The 21,082-nt window shown below is 61.7% G+C and carries 18 protein-coding genes; 10 read left to right on the top strand and 8 right to left on the bottom strand.

What is annotated here, in order from left to right:
* Positions 1–18 precede the first annotated feature (18 nt).
* The 5 genes from crcB (at position 19) to NKG99_RS13765 (ending at position 5,257) form a co-directional block, all read left to right on the top strand.
* Entirely contained in the window at positions 19–393 is a 375-nt protein-coding gene (crcB, locus tag NKG99_RS13745; RefSeq protein WP_352868323.1) for a fluoride efflux transporter CrcB, read from the top strand.
* Positions 394–454: 61 nt separating this feature from the next.
* Positions 455–1,435: an RluA family pseudouridine synthase gene (locus NKG99_RS13750; RefSeq protein ID WP_023757961.1), complete on the top strand. Its 981-nt coding sequence runs from the start codon at positions 455–457 to the stop codon at positions 1,433–1,435.
* Positions 1,436–1,497: 62 nt separating this feature from the next.
* Positions 1,498–2,370, top strand: a complete 873-nt coding sequence (locus NKG99_RS13755; protein WP_352868556.1) for a DMT family transporter — start codon at positions 1,498–1,500, stop codon at positions 2,368–2,370.
* An 11-nt stretch (positions 2,371–2,381) separates the two neighbouring features.
* Complete coding sequence (locus tag NKG99_RS13760) at positions 2,382–3,173, top strand: ATP12 family chaperone protein (RefSeq protein WP_352868325.1); 792 nt, start codon at positions 2,382–2,384, stop codon at positions 3,171–3,173.
* Between the two features lie 194 nt (positions 3,174–3,367).
* Entirely contained in the window at positions 3,368–5,257 is a 1,890-nt protein-coding gene (locus NKG99_RS13765) for an MFS transporter (protein ID WP_352868327.1), read from the top strand.
* A 66-nt stretch (positions 5,258–5,323) separates the two neighbouring features.
* On the opposite strand, the gene NKG99_RS13770 is transcribed toward NKG99_RS13765, so the two are convergent.
* On the bottom strand, positions 5,324–5,521 hold the full coding sequence (locus NKG99_RS13770) for a DUF2735 domain-containing protein (protein WP_352868329.1): 198 nt from the start codon (positions 5,519–5,521) through the stop codon (positions 5,324–5,326).
* A gap of 315 nt (positions 5,522–5,836) precedes the next feature.
* On the opposite strand from NKG99_RS13770, the gene NKG99_RS13775 reads away from it, so the two are divergent.
* Positions 5,837–6,877, top strand: coding sequence for a glutamine synthetase beta-grasp domain-containing protein (locus tag NKG99_RS13775; protein ID WP_352868330.1), 1,041 nt, complete (start codon positions 5,837–5,839; stop codon positions 6,875–6,877).
* Between the two features lie 1,061 nt (positions 6,878–7,938).
* Here NKG99_RS13775 and glnA read toward each other — a convergent pair.
* Together glnA and NKG99_RS13785 are read right to left on the bottom strand one after the other, a co-directional pair.
* Positions 7,939–9,348 carry a type I glutamate--ammonia ligase gene (glnA, locus tag NKG99_RS13780; protein ID WP_352868332.1) on the bottom strand — a complete coding sequence of 470 codons (1,410 nt, stop codon included), beginning with the start codon at positions 9,346–9,348 and terminating at the stop codon, positions 7,939–7,941.
* A 63-nt stretch (positions 9,349–9,411) separates the two neighbouring features.
* Entirely contained in the window at positions 9,412–9,750 is a 339-nt protein-coding gene (locus tag NKG99_RS13785) for a P-II family nitrogen regulator (protein ID WP_006205430.1), read from the bottom strand.
* 357 nt (positions 9,751–10,107) lie between these two features.
* Here NKG99_RS13785 and NKG99_RS13790 point away from each other — a divergent pair, with 357 nt between their 5' ends.
* Complete coding sequence (locus NKG99_RS13790) at positions 10,108–11,640, top strand: NAD(P)H-hydrate dehydratase (RefSeq protein WP_352868334.1); 1,533 nt, start codon at positions 10,108–10,110, stop codon at positions 11,638–11,640.
* 89 nt (positions 11,641–11,729) lie between these two features.
* On the opposite strand, the gene NKG99_RS13795 is transcribed toward NKG99_RS13790, so the two are convergent.
* On the bottom strand, positions 11,730–13,262 hold the full coding sequence (locus NKG99_RS13795; protein ID WP_352868337.1) for an acyl-CoA carboxylase subunit beta: 1,533 nt from the start codon (positions 13,260–13,262) through the stop codon (positions 11,730–11,732).
* A 405-nt stretch (positions 13,263–13,667) separates the two neighbouring features.
* On the opposite strand from NKG99_RS13795, the gene NKG99_RS13800 reads away from it, so the two are divergent.
* On the top strand, positions 13,668–15,083 hold the full coding sequence (locus tag NKG99_RS13800) for a DEAD/DEAH box helicase (protein ID WP_352868339.1): 1,416 nt from the start codon (positions 13,668–13,670) through the stop codon (positions 15,081–15,083).
* A gap of 102 nt (positions 15,084–15,185) precedes the next feature.
* Here NKG99_RS13800 and NKG99_RS13805 read toward each other — a convergent pair whose 3' ends face one another.
* Together NKG99_RS13805 and NKG99_RS13810 are read right to left on the bottom strand one after the other, a co-directional pair.
* On the bottom strand, positions 15,186–16,160 hold the full coding sequence (locus NKG99_RS13805; RefSeq protein ID WP_352868342.1) for an alpha/beta hydrolase: 975 nt from the start codon (positions 16,158–16,160) through the stop codon (positions 15,186–15,188).
* A 97-nt stretch (positions 16,161–16,257) separates the two neighbouring features.
* Positions 16,258–17,079 carry an SDR family oxidoreductase gene (locus NKG99_RS13810; RefSeq protein ID WP_352868344.1) on the bottom strand — a complete coding sequence of 274 codons (822 nt, stop codon included), beginning with the start codon at positions 17,077–17,079 and terminating at the stop codon, positions 16,258–16,260.
* Positions 17,080–17,305: 226 nt separating this feature from the next.
* On the opposite strand from NKG99_RS13810, the gene NKG99_RS13815 reads away from it, so the two are divergent.
* Entirely contained in the window at positions 17,306–18,340 is a 1,035-nt protein-coding gene (locus NKG99_RS13815) for a cysteine synthase A (protein ID WP_352868347.1), read from the top strand.
* Positions 18,340–19,083 (top strand): alanyl-tRNA editing protein, encoded by a 744-nt coding sequence (locus NKG99_RS13820; RefSeq protein ID WP_352868349.1) that lies wholly within the window; start codon positions 18,340–18,342, stop codon positions 19,081–19,083. The genes NKG99_RS13815 and NKG99_RS13820 overlap by 1 nt, the downstream gene beginning before the upstream one ends.
* Before the next feature lie 39 nt (positions 19,084–19,122).
* Here NKG99_RS13820 and NKG99_RS13825 read toward each other — a convergent pair whose 3' ends face one another.
* On the bottom strand, positions 19,123–19,980 hold the full coding sequence (locus NKG99_RS13825; RefSeq protein ID WP_352868352.1) for an alpha/beta fold hydrolase: 858 nt from the start codon (positions 19,978–19,980) through the stop codon (positions 19,123–19,125).
* Positions 19,981–20,031: 51 nt separating this feature from the next.
* Positions 20,032–20,958 carry an Lpg1974 family pore-forming outer membrane protein gene (locus NKG99_RS13830; RefSeq protein WP_352868354.1) on the bottom strand — a complete coding sequence of 309 codons (927 nt, stop codon included), beginning with the start codon at positions 20,956–20,958 and terminating at the stop codon, positions 20,032–20,034.
* Positions 20,959–21,082: the final 124 nt, after the last annotated feature.

The following is a 21,082-nucleotide window of genomic DNA, read 5'->3' on the forward strand; positions in this document are numbered from 1 at the left end:
GGGGGGCAGTAAGCGGTCATGTTCAATCTGCTTCTCGTCGTGGTCGGTGGCGGCATCGGCGCCGGCATTCGTCATCTCACCAGCATGGGCGCGCTGCGCCTTGTCGGCCCCAACTATCCCTGGGGCACGATCGTCATCAACATCGTCGGCTCCTTCGCCATGGGCCTGTTCATCGCCATCCTGGCGCGTCGCGGCGGATCGAACGAACTTAGGTTGTTCGTTGCCACCGGCATCCTCGGCGGCTTCACCACTTTCTCCGCCTTTTCGCTCGATTTCGCGACGCTGTGGGAGCGGGGAGTCACGCTGCCGGCGTTCGGATATGCGCTTGCCAGCGTCATTGGCGCCATTATCGCCCTGTTTCTGGGACTTTGGCTCGCAAGAACCGTTTCATAATGCTATTGCCGCGCCGAGAGCAGGGCCGAGCCCTGCCGGAAAACGGATAAGCGAAAAGAATATGGCAGGCGTTGAACAGATCACGGTGGAGGCCGGCGAGGCGGGCATGCGGCTCGATCGCTGGTTCAAGACCCATTTCCCGGGCCTTGGTTTCGGCCATCTGCAGAAGCTTCTGCGCTCCGGCCAGATCCGTGTCGATGGCGGACGGGTCAAGGCCGACACTCGCGTCGAGCCCGGCCAGATGGTGCGTGTCCCGCCGCTCGAGGTGGACAAGAAGGGCGAGAGCGCGCTGACCGGCCACTCGATCCGCAACCAGGGCGATGCCGATGTTCTCGCAAAGATGCTGATCCATGAGGACCCCAAGGTTTTCGTCTTCAACAAGCCGGCGGGCCTTGCCGTGCAGGGTGGCTCCGGCGTCACCCGCAATGTCGACGACATGCTGGAGGCCTGGCGCAACCAGAAGGGCGAGAAGCCGCGCCTGGTGCACCGGCTGGACCGCGATACATCGGGCGTGCTGGTCGTAGCCCGCACCCGCCTTGCCGCCATGAAGCTCGCTGAAGCGTTTCGCGCCCGCGAGACCAAGAAGACCTACTGGGCGCTGGTCAAGGGCGTGCCACCGAAGCGCGAGGACAAGATCTCGACCTGGCTGATCAAGGAGCCGACGCCGGACGGCGACCGCGTCCGTGTCGCCGCGCACGGCGAAAAGGGCGCCGACCACGCCGTGTCCTACTACCGCATCATCGAGCAGGCGGCACAGACGATGACCTGGCTGGAGATGGAGCCTTATACCGGCCGCACCCACCAGCTTCGCGTTCATGCCGCCTACATCGGCTGCCCGATCCTTGGCGATCCGAAATATTTCGAGGCCGACACCAACTGGGATTTTCCCGGCGGCATTCAAAACCGCCTGCATCTGCATGCGCGCCGCATTATCATTCCGCATCCGGACAAGGGCGTCATCGATGTCACCGCGCCGATGCCGCCGCATATGCGCCAGAGCTGGAACCTGATCGGCTTCGACGACGCCAGCGCGGAGGACTGATCGTGAGCGGCGCCACCGACGCGCTCGCCACCGATAAGCTTGATCGCCGCGATACGGTCGACATGGCCGCCGCCGCCATCATGGTCGGCCTGACTTTTTCCTGGGGGCTGAACTACGTCGCTGCCAAGATCTCCTATGCCGGCTACGACCCCGTCTTCCTGTCGATCGCGCGTTCGATCATCGGCGGTTTGTGTGTCTTCGCCTGGTGTCGGTGGCGCGGCATAGCGCTGTTCACGCGCGACGGGACATTGCTCGCCGGCATCGCCGTCGGCGCGCTTTTCGGCATCGAGTTCCTTTGCCTTTATGTAGGTCTGGAGCACACCACCGTCGCCCGCAACACGCTGCTGGTCAACACGATGCCGTTCTGGATGCTGCTCGGCGGCCACTTCCTGCTCGGCGAGCAGATCACGTTGAGGAAATTCCTCGGTCTGCTGCTGGCCTTTGCCGGCCTTGCCGCCGTGTTTTCCGACAAGCTTGGCGGTGACGGGGACATGCTGTTCGGCGATCTCCTGAGCCTCGGCTCCGGGTTTTTCTGGGCCTTGACCAACATCCTCATCAAGCGGTCGAAACTGGTCGAGGCGAGCGCCGAAAAGCTTTTGCTTTATCAACTCGCCGGTGCTGCAATCGTTGGCATATTGGTGCTGCCTCTGGCCGGTCCGCCCGTTCGCGACCCGACCGCGCTGCCGACTTTGGCTTTGTTTTTCCAGGCGGTTTACATCGTCGCCTTCACCTATGTGTTGTGGTTCTGGCTGCTGCGGCGCTATCCGGCGTCAGGCCTGTCCAGTTTCACCTTCCTGTCGCCGGTTTTCGGCGTTTTGTGCGGTGCCATGTTCTTGAATGAGCCGCTGACCATGCGCATTTTCCTGGCACTTGGCCTGATTGCCGCCGGCCTGATCATCGTCAACCGACCGGTGCGCAAGCTGACGCCGGTGTGAGAGAGACTTTTATGCGTGATATCCTCAACGACCTCGAAGCGGGCAAATATCTTTCCGATCCCGATCCGGTGCGTCGCGCCCAGATCCAGATGAAGACGCATCTGCCTAAGCGCTTCTACAAGACCGTCTCGGTCGCGCCGGTGGAGAACGGCTTTGCCGTGCATCTCGACGGCAAGCCGGTGCGCACGCCGGGTAAGGCGCTGCTGGTGCTGCCGACCGAGGCGGCGGCAGCGCTCGTCGCCGATGAGTTCGCCGCCCAGGGCGAGACCATCGATCCGGTGACAATGCCGGTTATGCGGCTTGTGAACACCGCCATCGATGGCGTCGCCAGCGATCCGCAGGCGGTGCTGGAAGACATTCTGCGCTTTGCCTCGTCCGATCTGCTCTGCTACCGTGCCGACGTGCCGCAAGGGCTGGTGGAGCGGCAGAACGAACATTGGGATCCGGTCCTCGATTGGGCGAGGGGGACGCTCGGGGCTCGCTTCAATCTCGCCGAGGGCATCATCCACGTCGAGCAGCCGCGCGAAACCATCGCCGTGCTGGGCAGCCATCTTGCCCAACGGGCCGAACCGCTGCGGCTCGCAGCCATCCATGTGATGACCTCGCTGACCGGCTCGGCGCTGCTGGCGCTGGCTGTCGATTTCGGCGCGCTCGACGCAGAGGGTGCCTGGGCTGCCGGGCATGTCGACGAGGACTGGCAGATCGAGCATTGGGGGCAGGATGCGGAGGCCGTCGCGCGCCGCTCGGCCCGCAAGCGCGACATGATGGCTGCCGCCGGCTTGCTCGAGGCGCTCAAGGGATGACGGCTCCGCCGCTCGCTCTGCTTCATCCCGCAACGCACCTAATACCAAAGTCATAATCCCAAAGACGCGCTGCCTTTGGGCAGCACTTTCTGTCATTTTTCCCGTTGATGGCTGCCCTGAGTCCGCGTTCGGAGGAGAACACGGATGTTGACGCGCAGCTTCGAGGACAACGGGTCTCACGGGAGGAAAACACAATGGCAATCGCATCGACCGCCGGCAGAACGAGCCGCGGCATGACACGGGAAGAGAAGAAGGTCATCTTCGCTTCCTCGCTCGGCACCGTTTTCGAATGGTACGATTTCTATCTCTACGGCTCGCTCGCGGTGTTCATCGGCTCGACGTTTTTCAGTCCGACCATTCCGGAAGCGACGCGCAATATCTTCGCGCTGCTGGCTTTCGCCGCCGGGTTTCTGGTGCGCCCGTTCGGTGCACTGCTGTTCGGCCGCATCGGTGACCTCGTCGGCCGCAAATATACGTTCCTTGTCACCATGACGATCATGGGCCTGTCGACCTTCCTGGTCGGTCTGCTGCCTGGTTATGCGACCTTAGGCATCGCCGCCCCCGTGATCCTGATCATCCTGCGCATGCTGCAGGGCCTGGCGCTGGGTGGCGAATATGGCGGCGCGGCCACTTACGTCGCCGAGCACGCCCCGGACAACCGGCGGGGCTACTACACCTCATGGATCCAGACGACGGCGACGCTCGGCCTGTTCCTGTCGCTGATTGTGATCCTGATCGTACAGGCTTCACTGAGCAAGGAAAGCTATGCTGCCTGGGGCTGGCGTATTCCGTTCATCGTCTCCTTCCTGCTGCTCGGCGTCTCGATCTGGATCCGGCTTTCGCTCTCCGAATCGCCGACCTTCCAGCGCATGAAGGATGAGGGCAAGGGCTCCAAGGCGCCGCTAACGGAAGCCTTCGGCCAATGGAAGAATGCCAGGATTGCCCTGCTGGCGCTGCTCGGCCTCACCGCCGGCCAAGCCGTGGTCTGGTACAACGGCCAGTTCTACGCACTGTTCTTCCTGACCAACGTGCTCAAGGTCGACGCGCAGTCGGTAAACATCATGATCGCCATCGCACTGGCGATCGGATCGATCTTCTTCGTCGTCTTCGGCTGGCTCTCCGACAAGATCGGCCGCAAGCCGATCATCATGGCGGGTCTTGCTCTGGCGATTGTCTGCACCTTCCCGCTGTTCAAGGCGCTGACCTGGGCTGCAAATCCGGCGCTTGCGACGGCGCAGCAGAACACCCGCGCCACGGTGACGGCTGCACCCGGCGACTGCAGGTTCCAGTTCAATCCGGTCGGCACGGCGAAGTTCACGACGTCCTGTGACATCGCAACGTCGTTCCTGACCAAGAACTCGGTTCCTTATGACGTGGTGTCGACGGCTGCGGCCGGAACAGCCGCATCAGTCAAGATCGGCAACGAGACGGTGGCTTCCTATGACGCCGTCGCCGCTGGCGATCAGGCCAAGGCCAAGGACGCAGCCTTCGTGAAAGCCGTCAACATGGCTCTGAAAGACGGAGGCTATCCGCTGAAGCGTGCGGCGATCAAGGTTGCGGACCAGAAGCTCGACGCGTTTGTCGCCGCCAACCCGGAACTGAAGCTGGACGCTGCCGCGATCCGCGCCGGTGAAAAGGCTACTGTGCCGATCGACCAGGCGGTGAAGGACAAGCTGCTGACCACCGATGAAGCAGCGGGTGCGCCCGAAGTCACCGTCTACAATATCCCGGCTGGCGGCGCGTTCGCTATGTTTGCCGACCCGGCGGCCGTCAACTGGCCAATGACCATCGCTATCCTGTTCATCCTGGTCCTGTTCGTGACCATGGTCTACGGGCCGATCGCGGCGATCTTGGTCGAGATGTTCCCGACCCGCATTCGCTACACCGGCATGTCGCTGCCCTACCACATCGGCAATGGCTGGTTCGGAGGCCTGCTGCCGGCAACGGTGTTTGCCCTGAGTGCCTACAAGGGCGACATATATTATGGCCTCTGGTATCCGGTGGTGATCGCGGCGATGTCGCTGGTCATCGGCATGATCTTCGTGAAGGATACGCTCGGCACCAATCTGCACTCCAAGGAGTAGGCGAATTCAAGCGCCCAAAGGAAAACCCGGCGCGAGCAATCGCGCCGGGTTTTTCTTGTTGTAGGACTAGCTTTTGCGAGGCGGTTCGGCTTCCGCGATGGCAGCCTCGTGGTACCAGGCCTCGCCATGATCAAGCGGATGATCGCGCAAAGAGGCAAGCTCTGCCGCGAACTTAGCCTTCACGCCTAAATTTGAGGCAGCCATGCGCGCTGCCATCGGGAACATCAGGATTTTTGCCGACGGACGGGCTGAGGTGATCTCCATGGGCTGTCTCCTTTCTTCTGCGGACCCTTGCCGATTCATCTTTTCATGAAAGTAAGTCCTGCGAACCATTTAGGCAAGATGCCTAAAGAAAGATCAGTATTTGCATGCTATTTAAGCAGATTCTGCTTCTGGTCGATCGTGGCGCATTGCTTAGGCGGCTCGGCTGCATCGCCGGGATGAACGGGCATTTTTGACGCACCCGGCGCAGCGGAAATGGCACACGAATTGCATTTTATCGACTTGGCAGCTGGGCTGCTGGATGGCTCGGCGCGCCGGCGTCATCCAGGTTCGGTGATCAAGCAACGAGAGGCTAGAATGACGAAATACAAGCTCGAGTACATTTGGCTCGATGGATACACTCCGGTCCCCAACCTTCGCGGCAAGACGCAGATCAAGGAATTCGCCGAATTCCCGACGCTCGAGCAGCTGCCGCTGTGGGGCTTCGACGGTTCGTCGACCCAGCAGGCCGAGGGGCACAGCTCCGATTGCGTGCTGAAGCCGGTCGCCGTCTATCCCGATCCCGCCCGCACCAACGGCGTGCTGGTCATGTGCGAAGTCATGATGCCCGATGGCGTGACGCCGCATGCCTCCAACAAGCGCGCCACCATCCTCGACGACGAGGGCGCCTGGTTCGGCTTCGAGCAGGAGTATTTCTTCTACAAGGATGGCCGCCCGCTCGGCTTCCCCGAGAGCGGCTATCCCGCACCGCAGGGCCCGTATTACACCGGCGTCGGTTATTCCAATGTCGGCTCCGTCGCGCGCCAGATCGTCGAGGAACATCTCGACCTCTGCCTCGCCGCCGGCATCAACCATGAAGGCATCAACGCCGAAGTGGCCAAGGGCCAGTGGGAATTCCAGATTTTCGGCAAGGGCTCCAAGAAAGCCGCCGACCAGATGTGGATGGCACGCTATTTGATGCAGCGCCTGACCGAGAAATACGGCATCGACATCGAATACCACTGCAAGCCGCTCGGCGACACCGATTGGAATGGCTCGGGCATGCACGCCAACTTCTCGACGGCCTATATGCGCGAAGTCGGCGGCAAGGCTTATTTCGAGGCGCTCATGGCGGCTTTCGACAAGAACCTGATGGATCACATCGCCGTCTACGGACCGGACAACGACAAGCGTTTGACCGGCAAGCACGAGACCGCGCCGTGGAACAGGTTCAGCTATGGCATCGCCGATCGCGGCGCCTCGATCCGCGTGCCGCATTCCTTCATCAACAACGACTACAAGGGCTATCTGGAAGACCGCCGTCCGAACTCGCAGGGCGACCCCTACCAGATCGCCTCGCAGATCCTGAAGACGATCGCTTCGGTCTCGGAAAGCGCCCAGGTTTCGGCCGCGGCTTAAGCCTTCGTCACGGCGCGGACCAAGGGTTTATGCCGTGACCGTCTGAAGTCCATCCAACTAGCTATCTGCCCAAGACCCCGGCGAAAGCCGGGGTCTTTTCTGTGATGCAAGTTTGGCGCGCTGTTTGAGCTTTGGAGCGGTCGACGCCATTTCCAATCGACGCAGGTAGTATTGCCTTGCTCAGGGTTGCCGGCGCTTTCGTTGGTCCCTTACAAGCAAACCATCACCCTGTAGGCCTGCTTCCTTATAGAGAGCGATCAAGTCTCTTTGGACGTCGCCCTCCGCCGTCTGAGCCCGATGGCAACGGGGCTGATCATGGTGGTGGCGGCGATGTACGGTCCCTCAAGCCCGCTCGCAAGAACTCCGGCCAAGGGCCCGGGTTCTTTTTCCCGTTAGCCGGCAGATCGCATCCCCGTCGGAATATACCCAGAAAAAGTCAGGCAATTCAGCCGGTCAGAATCCTACTGGATTCCCGGCCGTGGCCGTGTGCGTTTCCAGTGATCATTTGTCGGAAAAGCCCGAAAAATCGCCTTTTTCAGCCCCTTATCCGTGGCAAAGATCCTTCCATAAGCATCTGTTCACGTTGCGAAATCGGCTAACCACAGTCCGCTTGGTGGCGTTGACAGGTCGCGGTGCAGCATGCGTATTCGCAGACCTTGGAGTTACGTCACGCAATGCTGTTCGGACGGGCGGGGTTTTCTTGAACGGCGGCATTGGCGGGGGCGCCGGACGAGCGGTCACTGTAGCCTGAGACAGTGCGCCGCTCGCTCCTGGCTTCATGTTCGCGATCGAACAGTGATCCTCTTGTCATCCATCGGACCTTACTGTGCCTGAGGCCAACGTCACCGGATTGACGTGCCGTGCGCGCCAATGGACCGCGCTCATGAATCCGGGCACGCGCGATCGTCGAAAAGTCAGCGTGGATACGCCGCCCAGTCGGCGCGCGCGAGAGCGGGCCGATCAGTAGGCACGGCGTATTGGAGCGCAGCAAAAAGCCCTTGAAAGAGGAAAATCTTTCAAGGGCTTGAATATCATATTGAATCTTAGTCCGAGATTGGATCTCAGACGGAGTAGTACATGTCGTACTCGACCGGATGCGGGGTCATTTCGAAGCGCATCACTTCGGCCATCTTCAGCTCGATGTAGCTGTCGATCTGGTCGTCGTCGAACACGCCGCCGGCCTTCAGGAAGCCGCGGTCCTTGTCGAGGCTCTGCAGCGCTTCACGCAGCGACCCGCAGACGGTCGGGATCTTTTTCAGTTCCTTCGGCGGCAGATCGTAGAGATCCTTGTCCATCGGCTGGCCGGGGTGGATCTTGTTCTTGATGCCGTCGAGGCCGGCCATCAGCAGCGCCGCGAAGCCGAGATAGGGGTTCGCGCCCGGATCGGGGAAGCGGATCTCGACCCGCTTGGCCTTCGGCGACGAGCCGAACGGGATGCGGCAGGAGGCCGAGCGGTTGCGCGCCGAATAGGCGAGCAGCACCGGCGCTTCATAACCCGGAACCAGACGCTTGTAGGAATTGGTCAGCGGATTGGTGAAGGCGTTGATCGCCTTGGCGTGCTTGATGATGCCGCCGATGTAGAACAGGCAGGTTTCCGACAGCCCGGCATATTCATTGCCGGCGAAGGTCGGCTTGCCGTTCTTCCAGATCGACATGTGGACGTGCATGCCCGAGCCGTTGTCGCCGAAGATCGGCTTCGGCATGAAGGTCGCCGTCTTGCCGTAGGCATTGGCAACCTGATGCACGACGTATTTGTAGATCAGCATCTTGTCGGCGTTGCGCACCAGCGCGTCGAACTTGATGCCGAGTTCGTGCTGGGCAGCCGCCACCTCATGGTGGTGCTTTTCGACGCGCACGCCCATCTCGGCGAGCACGGTCAGCATTTCCGAGCGCATGTCCTGCGCACTGTCGATCGGCGGTACCGGAAAGTAGCCGCCCTTGATGCGCGGACGGTGGCCGAGATTGCCGGTCTCATAGTCGGTGTCGTCGTTCGACGGCAGTTCGGTTGAGTCGAGTTTGAAGCCGGTGTTGTAGGGGTCGGCCTTGTACTTCACATCGTCGAAGACGAAGAACTCGGCTTCCGGGCCGACAAAGACGGTGTCGCCGATGCCTTCCGACTTCATGTAGGCCTCGGCCTTCTTGGCCGTACCGCGCGGATCGCGATTGTAGGACTCACCCGAAACCGGATCGAGGATGTCACACAGGATGACCATGGTCGACTGGGCGAAGAACGGGTCCATGTGGACGGTGTCCGGATCAGGCATCAGCACCATGTCGGACTCGTTGATGGCCTTCCAACCGGCAATCGACGATCCGTCGAACATCACGCCGTCGGCGAACATGTCTTCCTCGACCTCGATGACATCCATCGTCACGTGCTGCAGCTTGCCCTTCGGGTCCGTGAAGCGCAGGTCGACGAATTTCACGTCGTTGTCCTTGATCTGCTTCATGATGTCTTTGGCTGTCGTCATGTCATGTATCCCTGTGTGATGACGTTTTTTTATGATGACGTTCTAGGAGAATGCGGGGTCGGGTCAGACCGCGTCCATGCCTGTTTCGCCGGTACGGATTCGCACGACTTCCTCGATATTGGAAACGAAGATTTTGCCGTCGCCAATACGGCCGGTCTGCGCCGCCTTGCGGATGGCCTCGATCGCGCCTTCGACCGCATCGTCGCCAAGAACGACCTCGATTTTCACCTTGGGCAGGAAATCGACGACATATTCGGCGCCGCGGTAGAGCTCGGTATGGCCCTTCTGACGACCGAAGCCCTTTGCCTCGGTGACAGTAATGCCCTGCAGTCCGGCCTCCTGAAGCGCTTCCTTCACTTCGTCCAGCTTGAATGGCTTGATGATCGCTTCGATCTTTTTCATGTAAAAAGTGGCCTCCACTGCCAAAAAAACGGGTTGTGAACCCCCGCTTGCGCTTCCATCAAGCACGAACTATGCCAATTAGACGGATTCGAAGCGTTCTCATACGATTTCAAAGTCGCACCGCACCTGGATGCAAATTCACGTCATACGCTGCACCGGAAGCGGCATGGGCTGTTGGAGCCTACACAGCGCCGGCACCTGCGTTCGCACAAAGATTAGGCGTATCGCCTATCCCTCAGGCAATCTTGTGCCTGCGATGCCCTCATGCCTACGATATGACTCCTGATCTCGGCAACTCCCCCGTTTGCTTCGGATCGAAAATTGGACAATGCTTGATCGAATGCGGATCGGCAATCCATGAGCAACGAACTTCTTGTCCCCGCCGAAATGAGCGAGGCGGATCGGCTGACGATTGCCGCCGGTCCAGTCGACGGTATCGGCCTGATGCGCCGAGCTGGCGAGGCGGTCGCGGCCGAGGTTCTCATGCGATATCCCTCGGCGATGCACGTCCATGTGCTGTGCGGACCCGGCAATAACGGCGGTGATGGCTACGTCGTCGCCCGTATCCTGGCCGACAGCGGCGTCGGCACCACAATCTGGGCATCCGGACCGCCGAGGCCGGAAAGCGATGCGGCGCTCGCGGCCTCGGAATGCCCGATCAAGCCGCGGCCGCTGTCTGGATTTGATGCCGAGGCCGGCTCGATCGTGGTCGACGCGCTCTATGGGGCCGGACTGTCCAAGCCGCTGTCCGGCGATGCCGCGAAAGCTGTCGAAAGCGTGACAGCCTTGCGCCTGCCGGTGGTCGCGGTCGACCTGCCGTCGGGCGTCTCGGGTGCCAGCGGCGAAATATTGGGCCGGGCGTTTCGCGCCGAGGTCACCGTCACCTTCGCACGGAAAAAGCCTGGCCACCTGCTGCTGCCGGGACGCGGACAATGCGGTGAAATCGTGCTCGCCGATATCGGCATCGGCGACGGCATCATCGCCCAGCTCGCCGTCTCGACTTTCGAGAATGGGCCGGACCTGTGGTTGCGGGATTTTCCCGCGCCGGCGGTCGACGCGCACAAATACAAGCGCGGCCATGTCGGCGTCTTTTCCGGCGGCCCCAGCGCGACGGGCGCGGCGCGGCTGTCGGCGATGGCCGCCGCGAGAAGCGGGGCAGGGGCGGTCACCGTGCTGTCGCCGCCCAATGCCATGCAGGTGAACGCGACACATCTGACCTCGATCATGCTGCGAGAGGCGGGTTCGCTCGAGGAGGTGCAGGAATTCCTGACGGCGCGCCATCCCGAAGCGCTGGTGTTCGGACCGGGGCTCGGCCCCAAACCCAAGGTCGGCGATTTTGCCCTGCAACTGATCAAGGCTTTGGAGGATGGTGCGCGCGCGTCGGCGACCGCAAGCCACGCAAATGCGATTGTCCTGGACGCCGACGCCATCACATCGCTGGCTCACCAATCCGAGGCATTGTTCGAAGCCGCCCGTCAGCCGAACGCTCCAGCGTTGGTGATAACGCCGCATGAGGGTGAATTCGGCCGACTGTTCCCTGATATCGCGGGGAATGAGACCCTGCCGAAGCTGGCCAAGGCGCGCGCGGCAGCCGAGCGCGCCAATGCCGTCATCGTCTACAAGGGCGCCGACACGGTGATCGCTGCTCCCGATGGCAAGGCGGCGATCAATTCCAACGGCGCGCCGTGGCTGGCCACAGCCGGGTCGGGCGACGTGTTGTCGGGCATCATTGCCGGCCTGCTCGCACAAGGCATGCCGCCCTTCGCGGGAACCTGCGCGGCGGTGTGGCTGCACGCCGAAGCCGGCAGCCGGTTCGGACCCGGTCTGATCGCCGAGGATCTGCCGCTGGCGCTGGTGCCGGTGCTGCGCGAACTCTTCGACGCGCGGTAGCGCAAGCCAATCATCCGATTACCCAACTATTCCAAGCCGCGGAATTCGCATCGCTCGATTATTCCACGCTGAAAACAGGTGCGCGCGCCTCACAGCGGGATGTTGTCGTGCTTCTTCCAGGGGTTCTGCATGTCCTTGTTGCGCAGCATCCTGAGCGCCCGCGCAATACGGCGGCGGGTCGAGTGCGGCATGATCACCTCGTCGACATAGCCACGCTCGGCGGCGACGAAGGGCGACAGGAAGCGATCCTCGTAAGCCTTTGTATGGGCTGCGATCTTTTCGGCGTCGCCAATGTCCTTGCGGTAGATGATCTCGACCGCGCCCCGTGCGCCCATCACCGCGATCTGCGCCGTCGGCCAGGCATAGTTCATGTCGCCGCGCAGATGCTTTGACGCCATCACGTCATAGGCGCCGCCATAGGCCTTGCGGGTGATGACGGTGATCTTCGGCACGGTGGCCTCGGCATAGGCAAACAGCAGTTTGGCGCCATGCTTGATCAGCCCGCCATATTCCTGCGCCGTGCCGGGCAGGAAGCCGGGAACATCGACGAAGGTGACGATCGGGATCGAAAAGCAGTCGCAGAAGCGCACGAAACGCGCCGCCTTACGGCTGGCGTCGGAATCGAGCACGCCGGCCAGCACCATCGGCTGGTTGGCGACGAAGCCGACCGTCCGGCCCTCGACGCGCCCGAACCCGGTGACGATGTTTTTCGCAAAATTCTGCTGGATCTCGAAGAAGTCGCCTTCGTCGGCGACTTTCAGGATCAACTCCTTGATGTCATAGGGCTTGTTGGCGTTGTCGGGGATGAGCCGGTCGAGCGACAAATCATGGTCGGTGACCGACTGGTAGCATTCGATCTCGGGAAGCTCTGAAGTGTTGGAAGCCGGCAGCAGGTCGACCAGCCGGCGCATCTGCAGCAGCGCTTCGACGTCATTATCATAGGCGCCGTCTGCGATGGAGGATTTCGTCGTATGGACGGAAGCGCCGCCGAGGCTCTCGGCGGTCACGGTCTCGTTGGTGACGGTTTTCACCACATCCGGCCCGGTGACGAACATGTAGGAGGTGTCGCGCACCATGAAGATGAAGTCGGTCATGGCAGGCGAATAGACGTCGCCGCCGGCGCAAGGCCCCATGATCACCGAGATCTGCGGAATGACGCCGGACGCCAGCACGTTGCGCTGAAAGATCTCGGCATAACCGCCGAGCGCGGCCACGCCTTCCTGGATGCGCGCGCCGCCGGCATCATAAAGCCCGACGATCGGCGCACGATTGCGCAGCGCCATCTCCTGCACCTTGATGACTTTCTCGGCGTGAGCCTCCGACAGCGAGCCGCCGAACACGGTGAAATCCTTGGCGAAGAGGTAGACCGGACGGCCGTTGACCGTGCCCCAGCCGGTGACCACGCCGTCGCCGGCGATCTTGGTCTTCTCCATGCCGAAATCGGTCGAGCGGTGCTCGACATACATGTCGAATTCCTCGAACGAGCCCTCGTCGAGAAACACTTCGATGCGTTCGCGCGCGGTAAGCTTGCCCTTCTTGTGCTGCGCATCGATGCGCGCCTGGCCACCACCCATGCGGGCGATCTCGCGCCGGCGCTCGAGTTCCTTCAGCACGTCCTTCATCGATTACCTCCCAGGCCAGCGGCATTTCGTGGTAATCGTGCCTGCAGGCGAGCGCAAGCGCCGCTTACGCCCGTCTTTGTTGCGCTGCAGCATGACGCCCCTTGCATTTGGCGGCGAACTGGGCCATATGCGGCGACATAGGCGCTTGGGCCGGGACACTCCGGCCTTCTCGACGAATGAGACTGGTTGCGTCTGTTTTCCCTCTTTCCGGTATATCGGCCCCTCTTTCCGGTACATCACAAAGCGGCGAAAAAGCCCCGTGGCATGATGCCCGCGGGCACGACAGCGCAGCCGCGCGGACGGAAACGTCCGCCGCCTTGTCGTTCCATGACAATTTGTTCGACGGCAGGTTGCGCCCTGCCGCCATCGATGTTTGCGGCCGAAGCCGCGTGAAAGAAGATTATTTTGACAAACGAAAACACTTTGCCCGGTAGCAACACCGCGGAACTTACCGGTTTCGCCGCACTGGGTATTACGGGCGCGCTGCTCAAGGCCACCCATAACGCCGGTTTCACCGAACCGAAGCCTATCCAGGCACAGGCGATCCCGCCGCAGATGGAAGGCCGTGACATTTTCGGCATCGCCCAGACGGGGTCCGGCAAGACCGCGGCCTTCGCGCTGCCGATCCTGTCGAAGATCATCGCTCTCGGCACCAAGCGGCGCGCCAAGACGGCGCGTGCGCTGATTCTGGCGCCGACGCGCGAACTCGCCGTGCAGATCGAGGACACCATCAAGATCCTCGCCAAGGGCGCGCATGTCTCGACCGCGCTCGTGCTCGGCGGCGTCTCGCGCTTCAGCCAGGTGAAGAAGGTTGCGCCCGGCGTCGACATCCTGATCGCAACGCCCGGCCGATTGACCGATCTTGTGCGTGAAGGCGACCTCGTGCTTGCCGACACCAAATGGCTGGTGCTCGACGAGGGCGACCGCATGCTCGACATGGGCTTCATCAATGACGTCAAGCGCATCGCCAAGGCGACCGCGCCCGATCGTCAGACGGTGCTGTTCTCGGCGACCATGCCCAATGAGATCGCCGAACTGGCGAAGGGCCTGCTGAAGAACCCGATTCGCGTCGAAGTCGCGCCGCAAAGCACGGCAGCGGCCGAGATCGTGCAAGGCGTCGTCTTTGCCCGCACCAAGCAGAAGCGCCAGGTGCTGTCGACGATGCTCGCCGACGAAGCGATGAAGTCCGTCATCATCTTTTCGCGCACCAAGCATGGTGCCGACAGGGTGACCAAGGACCTCGAGCGCGACGGCTTCAAGGCCGCCGTCATCCACGGCAACAAGTCGCAGAACGCCCGCCAGAAGGCGCTGAACGATTTCCGCGAGGGTTCGGTGCGCATTCTGGTGGCGACCGACATTGCCGCGCGTGGCATCGACGTCCCCGGCATCAGCCATGTCGTGAATTTCGACCTGCCGGACGAAGCGGAGAGCTATGTCCACCGCATCGGCCGCACCGGCCGCAATGGCATGGACGGCATCGCCATTACGCTTTGCGATCCCTCTGAGAACAGCAAGCTGCGCCAGGTCGAGCGCATCATCCGCACCAAGCTGCCGATCGTTGCCGACCATCTCGGCAGCCCCGATCCGCAGCGCAATCCGGCTGAAAAGAACGAGCGCTTCGAACCGGCCAATGACCGCAATGGTCGTCGCGACGGCAGGCGGCCCGGTGGCGAGAACAAAGGCAACGGTTTTGGCAAGAAGCGCTTCGGCGACAAGCCGGCCTTCGCCGGCGAGCGCAAGCCGGAAGGCGCCAAGCCAGCCTTTAAAGGCAACAATAAGCGCCGCTTCGGCGGCAAGCGTCCGGCGGCGCGGGCTGCGTAAGCCAGACCGTATCGCAATCAGTCAGGCTCAGGCTGGCTGATTGCCGGGACCGACAAAAAGGGCGGCTGAAGCAAAGCTTCGGTCGCCCCTTTTTTCATCCGCTTACTTGACCACCGCCTCGACCCAGACGGCAATCCTTTGCGCCAGAAAGGCCGTGGTCGATGGCGACAGCGCGTCGCCGGCGATGACGTGGTTGTCCGGGTCGCCGGTGTCGTCGACAGGAACCAGTTCATGCGGCGCGCCCCAGCGCCCGGCGATCTCGCGGGTGCGGTCGGGCCGCACCACTTTGTCCGAATCCGAGAAGATGAACAAAGCAGGGATGGTCGCCTTCTCCACCGGGGCGCCATAGGCAAGGTCGGTCAGCGCCTGCATCGGCAAGGTCGCTTCGATCGGGTAGCGGTAGGTCCAGAATTTTTCATGCAGCGCGTTGCGCGGCACGAAGATGTGTTCCTTGCCCGCAACCAGCCTGGCGATCTGTTTTCCCCATGGCACGGTCAGGATTTCGGCACCCGAAGCCTTCACGCCGAAATTCGGCGAGATGAACGCGATCGCCGCCACCCCGTCCGATGCGCCCGGCTGCGTTGCCGCCCATGTGACCAGCGAGCCGCCGGTCGAAGTCGAGATGACGATCACCTTGTCGCCGATCGCCCGGCCAATGGCGAGCGCCTCCAAATAGTCGTTGATCCAGGCATTGATGCTGCCTTGCGTCATCGCCGCGCCGTCCTGCCCGTGACCGGTAAGACGGGTGTAGAAGAGATTGGCATCGAGTTGGTCGGCCACTTCGTCCGGCAGCGGGCGGACCTCGCCTTTCGATGCGGAAAAGCCGTGGATGTAGACGATCGCCAGCGGCGTCCTGGCATGCAGCATCGGGTTGGCCCAGACGATCTCCTTCTCCAGCCCGTCGCGGATTCCGGGAATGGCGGCTTCGACCTTTGCCACATAGGCCTGCGGATCGTCGCCGATGACCGAGGGATCGAAGCGGATCGTGGTGTCGACGGGGACGCGTGGGCCGAGCACGATGGCCAGTGCGAGGATGGCGACAAAACCTAGCACAGCAAGCACGATCCGTCGCCCCATCGCAGACTCCACGCAAACAATCTCTCAACCTATGGCGGCGGCCACCGCAGGCAAACGGCGGCCCGAAGCGGGGCGCCCGCCAACTTCGCCAGCGACCCTATTCGATTGGCGGCTTGCGGTCGTAATGCAGCGGCCGCGCCTTCCAGTTGGTCATCAGGCTGATAAATCCTCTGCACAGCGGCCTCGGCAGGACGCTGAGCAGTTTCAGGGGCCAGCTTGTTCGGCGCGGGAAGGTGACTTCGAAACCGCCGGACTTGATGCCCCGCGCCATGCGGCGCGACGCGCGGCTGACCGGCATCAGTCCCGGCATCGGCAGCATGTTCTTCTCGGTCAGCGGGGTGTCGATGAAGCCCGGATTGAACACCTGGATGCGCACGTTCATCTTGTCGAAATCATACTTCAGCGACTCGGCCAGGATATTGATTGCCGCCTTGGTGCCGCCATAGGCGGCCGTTGTCGGCCAGCCGAAATAGGACGTGACGGAGCCGACCAGCACGACATGGCCGCGCGCCCGCACGCGCATGCGTTCCATGACGGGCACCAGGCCATTGATGATGCCGAAATAGTTGACCTCGAAGGACCGGCGAAAGTCGTTGACGACGAGATTTTCACCCGGCGTCGAAATGTAGTTTCCAGCATTGAAGATGGCGAGCACGATGGGACCGAGTTCCTTCTCGATCGCGGCGACGGTTCTTGTCATGCGCGGTTCGTCGGTGACGTCGCAGGGAAAGGCCGTGACACTGCCCGGCATCTGCGCGGTCTCGACGACAAGCGTGTCGATCGGATCGTCGTCAAGCGCCGTCACCGCCACGGCATAGCCCTGGGATGCAAGATCTCTGGCCAGCGAACGGCCGATGCCGCTGCTGCCGCCCGTGATCCAGGCGACGCCGTGCTTCGGGTTGGCCCGGTAGAGTGTCATGCTGCGCCCTGTCGACTTGTTGGTGCTTTGCTCTAGCGATGAAGAAATCGAATGAAAAGCTGCTTTTCAACCTCAGCTGGAAAATGAACAGTGGCGTAAGAGAGCGGTCTCGGGAAGCGTTGGTGCAACAACAGTACCGCAAATGCGACTGGACCAGACAAATTCTTGCCTTGAAACCGAAGCTTCGGGTTTCTAGGGTTCGGCGCACCTACACAAGGAATCCTGAATGCCCCGTTCTGTGATCGACGCGATCGGCAACACGCCTCTGATCCGCCTCAACAAAGCTTCTGAGCAAACCGGCTGCGAGATCCTGGGCAAGGCCGAATTCATGAATCCGGGCCAATCGGTCAAGGATCGCGCGGGCCTGTTCATCATCCGTGACGCCGAGCAGCGCGGGCTGCTGAAGCCCGGCGGTGTGATCGTCGAGGGAACGGCAGGCAACACCGGCATCGGATTGACGCTGGTCGCCAAGGCGCTCGGCTACCGCACCGTCATCGTCATTCCGGACACGCAGAGCCAGGAAAAGAAGGACACGATCAAACTGCTCGGCGCCGAACTGATCGAGGTGCCCGCGGTGCCTTACAAGAACCCCAACAATTACGTGAAACTATCGGGCCGGCTGGCCGAGCAGATGGCGGGCACGGAGCCGAACGGCGCCATTTGGGCCAATCAGTTCGACAATGTCGCCAACCGCGACGGCCATATCCGTACCACGGCGGAGGAGATCTGGAACCAGACCGGTGGCAAGGTCGACGGCTTTGTCTCGGCGGTTGGTTCGGGCGGAACGCTGGCCGGCGTCGCCTTCGGGCTGAAGGCGAAAAGCAAGGATGTAAAGATCGCGCTCGCCGATCCGCTGGGAGCTTCGCTCTACTCCTTCTACACCAGCGGCGAGCTGAAGTCCGAAGGCAGCTCGATCACCGAAGGCATCGGGCAAGGGCGCATCACCGCCAATCTCGAAGGCTTCACGCCGGATTTTTCATTCCAGATCCCCGACGAGGATGCGCTGCCGATCGTCTTCGACCTCATCCAGGAAGAAGGCCTTTGCGTCGGCGGCTCGACCGGCATCAACATTGCCGGCGCGATCCGTCTGGCTCGGGAATTGGGCCCCGGCCACACCATCGTGACCATTCTTTGCGACTACGGCACACGCTATCAGTCGAAGCTGTTCAATCCGGAATTCTTGCGCGGGAAGCAGCTGCCGGTGCCAGGCTGGATGGAGCTGAAGAGCAAGATTTCGGTGCCGTTCGAAAAGGTCGCGTGATGCCGCACAAGACACATGCGCTGTTTCGCGACGACGCCTATCTGCGCACGGCGGACGCGACGGTCGTTGCCATCAACGACCGCGGCGCCATCATTCTCGATCGGACGATCTTCTACGCCACGTCGGGCGGTCAACCGGGCGATATGGGTCATCTCGAGCGCGGCGACGGCAGCCGCATCGCCATTGCCGCCACCATTACCGGCGAGACCAAGGACGAGATCATCCATGTGCCGGCGCCGGAACAGGCGGCGCCACGGATCGGTGAGACAGTGAGGCTGGCGATCGACTGGGAGCGGCGGCATCTGTTGATGCGCATGCATGCCGCCTGCCATCTGCTCACCGTCGTCTGTCCATTTCCGATCACGGGTGCCGCGGTTTCCGAGGACGACAGCCGCGTCGATTTCGACATGCCGGATGCCAGCTTCTCCAGGGATGACGTCACGGCGAGCCTGATGGACCTGGTGCGGGCCGACCACCCCATCTTCACCAGATTGATCAGCGACGAGGAACTGGCCGCCAACCCCGGCCTGGTGAAATCCAAGAACGTCCGGCCCCCGGTCGGCACCGGCAATATCCGCCTGGTCTGTATCGGCGACAACGCTTCGGTGGACAGCCAGCCCTGCGGCGGCACCCATGTGAAGAGCACCGGCGAAGTCGGTGAAATCCACATCGGCAAGATCGAGAAGAAAGGCCGCGAAAACCGGCGCTTCCGCATACGTTTTGGCCCGATGCCGGCAAGCTAGGCAAGCTACATTCGACCGTTTCGTGCTCTCGCGACGCACCTAACCAAAGTGGCGGAAGCTGGAAGGCGGGCGCTCCACCCACGCTTCGATCTGCTCGGTGACGAACCTGGCCGCCTGGTGGTGAATGAAGTGGCCGGCGCCTGGCAACGCCACCAGTGCGGTCACGTTGTCGACCTCGCGGAACGTGCCATCGAAAGCGTTTACCGGAACATAGGGATCGTCGGTGCCGAACAGCACAAGGGTCGGCGCCTTGACGAGAGGCAGTGGTCCGACATCGGTCACCTTACCAAGCGGTATGTTGGCTCTGTAATAGCCGAGCATCGCCTCGGGATCGGATCGCCTGAGCGAGTCGACTAGGGCCTGCCTGTCCTGCGGATCGGCCACCCAGGCTGTGAGTTCGTCGATATCCAGCATCTGGGCTGCGCCCGGCACCTGGAAGCGACGTATATATTCCGTGATCTCGGCATTGGCCGGATCGGCGATAGCGCGCAGATGATTGCGCGGGTGCGGCGTAGACAACAAAATGAGATGGCGCACGACCTGCGGCACGCGTATGGCCAGCCACCAGGCGATAATGGCGCCCCAGTCGTGGCCGACAATCGCGGCCTGGGTTAGCTTTTCGGCTGCGAGAACGGCCAGCACGTCGTTGACCAGGTTTGCCAACACATAGTTGCCGTATCCTTGCGGCGCATCGCTTTGTCCGAAGCCCCGCAGGTCCGGCGCGATCACGCGATAACGCCCGCAAAGCGCCTGCAGCTGTCGTCGCCATCCCATCCCGTGATCCGGAAAACCGTGCAAAAACACAATCGGCGGGCCAGAGCCCGCCGCCGTGTAGTGCAGTTTGACGTTGCCGTTTACCGCAACCTTGGATTCAAACACCACGTCCAGTTCAGTCAATTGCAATCCATTCGACGCTGCAGTCCGAGTTCGATAGCCCGAACCGCTGGGCTACATCTTGACTTCGAGGCGCAGGAACGGCCCGTGGAACGTCTGGGTGCTCTTGTCGGAGAGAAGAAGAAGATTGTGCCACTGCTCAACTCGATAACCAGCGGTGAACGTGGTGTTCTCCCACGGCTTGAAGGTCACGCCGCCGGAAAGGTCGACATTCGTCACGACCTCGCTGGAATGCTCGCTTTCGCTGACGTCGACATCTGGATCGGGCGTAGGATCGCTCGGATCGTCCTCATGTACGTGGAAGCTGATCTTGTCCGTCCGGCGGCCCCACATGGCCGAGCCGGAAACCGCTCCGGTGAGCCCCCATGTCTCGCTGAGCGGATAATAGACTTCGGCGCCGAGGCGCGGACCAATGCCATAGAATTCCGATGAGCCGAGCTTGTCGACATTGCCGCCCTTGTCGGTTGGATCATCCGGCGTTGCGCTCACGTTGAAATTCAATTCCTCCTTGGAGTGCAGCAAGCGCACGCCGCCGAAGAAGCGAATGTCGGCGCTCTGCACTTGGACGTGTTTGCCGACATCAAAATCCAGCGTTTGAAAATTGTAGCTGTTGCCGAACGATAGACCGACAACACCACCGGGTACCGTCGCGTCCACATTGAAGTCATTATCCTGTCCGGCGTGAAAAGCGCCGGCGATGCGCCAGTCGACATCCGGAGAAATCTGTTTGGTCAGCGCTACCGACCCATAGAGATCGCCAAAGTCACTGCCGCTGCCCAGCTTGTCGCTGGTGTCGCCGACCTTGTCGACATTGGACTGATAGACCGCGCCTTCAAACGCGATCTTGATGCGGGAATCGACCACGGCCTGGTCGGTAACCTGTGCATCAGCCGCATGGGCTGCAACCACGCCGATCGAGGTCACCGAGGCGGCAGACGCCGCAACCGTGGCAAGAAGCTTGCCTGAAACATGATTTCGCATTTTTTCCCCGCCTGGAATCAAAATAAATTCGCTTTAGCCCACCCGCACATTACCGTAGCGGCATCTGGCGTCATAGCTGGTCAAATAATTAGGTCGGGCAGTGTTACGCGTTTGCCACAGAGGG

It is taken from the genome of Mesorhizobium sp. M1409 (genome assembly GCF_040317535.1).
In the GTDB taxonomy this organism is placed as follows: Bacteria; Pseudomonadota; Alphaproteobacteria; order Rhizobiales; family Rhizobiaceae; genus Mesorhizobium.

Coding starts and splice junctions, on each gene's coding strand:
- crcB (WP_352868323.1), top strand. CDS start 19: ATGTTCAATCTGCTTCTCGTCGTGGTCGGTGGCGGCATCGGCGCCGGC.
- NKG99_RS13750 (WP_023757961.1), top strand. CDS start 455: ATGGCAGGCGTTGAACAGATCACGGTGGAGGCCGGCGAGGCGGGCATG.
- NKG99_RS13755 (WP_352868556.1), top strand. CDS start 1,498: ATGGCCGCCGCCGCCATCATGGTCGGCCTGACTTTTTCCTGGGGGCTG.
- NKG99_RS13760 (WP_352868325.1), top strand. CDS start 2,382: ATGCGTGATATCCTCAACGACCTCGAAGCGGGCAAATATCTTTCCGAT.
- NKG99_RS13765 (WP_352868327.1), top strand. CDS start 3,368: ATGGCAATCGCATCGACCGCCGGCAGAACGAGCCGCGGCATGACACGG.
- NKG99_RS13770 (WP_352868329.1), bottom strand. CDS start 5,521: ATGGAGATCACCTCAGCCCGTCCGTCGGCAAAAATCCTGATGTTCCCG.
- NKG99_RS13775 (WP_352868330.1), top strand. CDS start 5,837: ATGACGAAATACAAGCTCGAGTACATTTGGCTCGATGGATACACTCCG.
- glnA (WP_352868332.1), bottom strand. CDS start 9,348: ATGACGACAGCCAAAGACATCATGAAGCAGATCAAGGACAACGACGTG.
- NKG99_RS13785 (WP_006205430.1), bottom strand. CDS start 9,750: ATGAAAAAGATCGAAGCGATCATCAAGCCATTCAAGCTGGACGAAGTG.
- NKG99_RS13790 (WP_352868334.1), top strand. CDS start 10,108: ATGAGCAACGAACTTCTTGTCCCCGCCGAAATGAGCGAGGCGGATCGG.
- NKG99_RS13795 (WP_352868337.1), bottom strand. CDS start 13,262: ATGAAGGACGTGCTGAAGGAACTCGAGCGCCGGCGCGAGATCGCCCGC.
- NKG99_RS13805 (WP_352868342.1), bottom strand. CDS start 16,160: ATGGGGCGACGGATCGTGCTTGCTGTGCTAGGTTTTGTCGCCATCCTC.
- NKG99_RS13810 (WP_352868344.1), bottom strand. CDS start 17,079: ATGACACTCTACCGGGCCAACCCGAAGCACGGCGTCGCCTGGATCACG.
- NKG99_RS13815 (WP_352868347.1), top strand. CDS start 17,306: ATGCCCCGTTCTGTGATCGACGCGATCGGCAACACGCCTCTGATCCGC.
- NKG99_RS13820 (WP_352868349.1), top strand. CDS start 18,340: ATGCCGCACAAGACACATGCGCTGTTTCGCGACGACGCCTATCTGCGC.
- NKG99_RS13830 (WP_352868354.1), bottom strand. CDS start 20,958: ATGCGAAATCATGTTTCAGGCAAGCTTCTTGCCACGGTTGCGGCGTCT.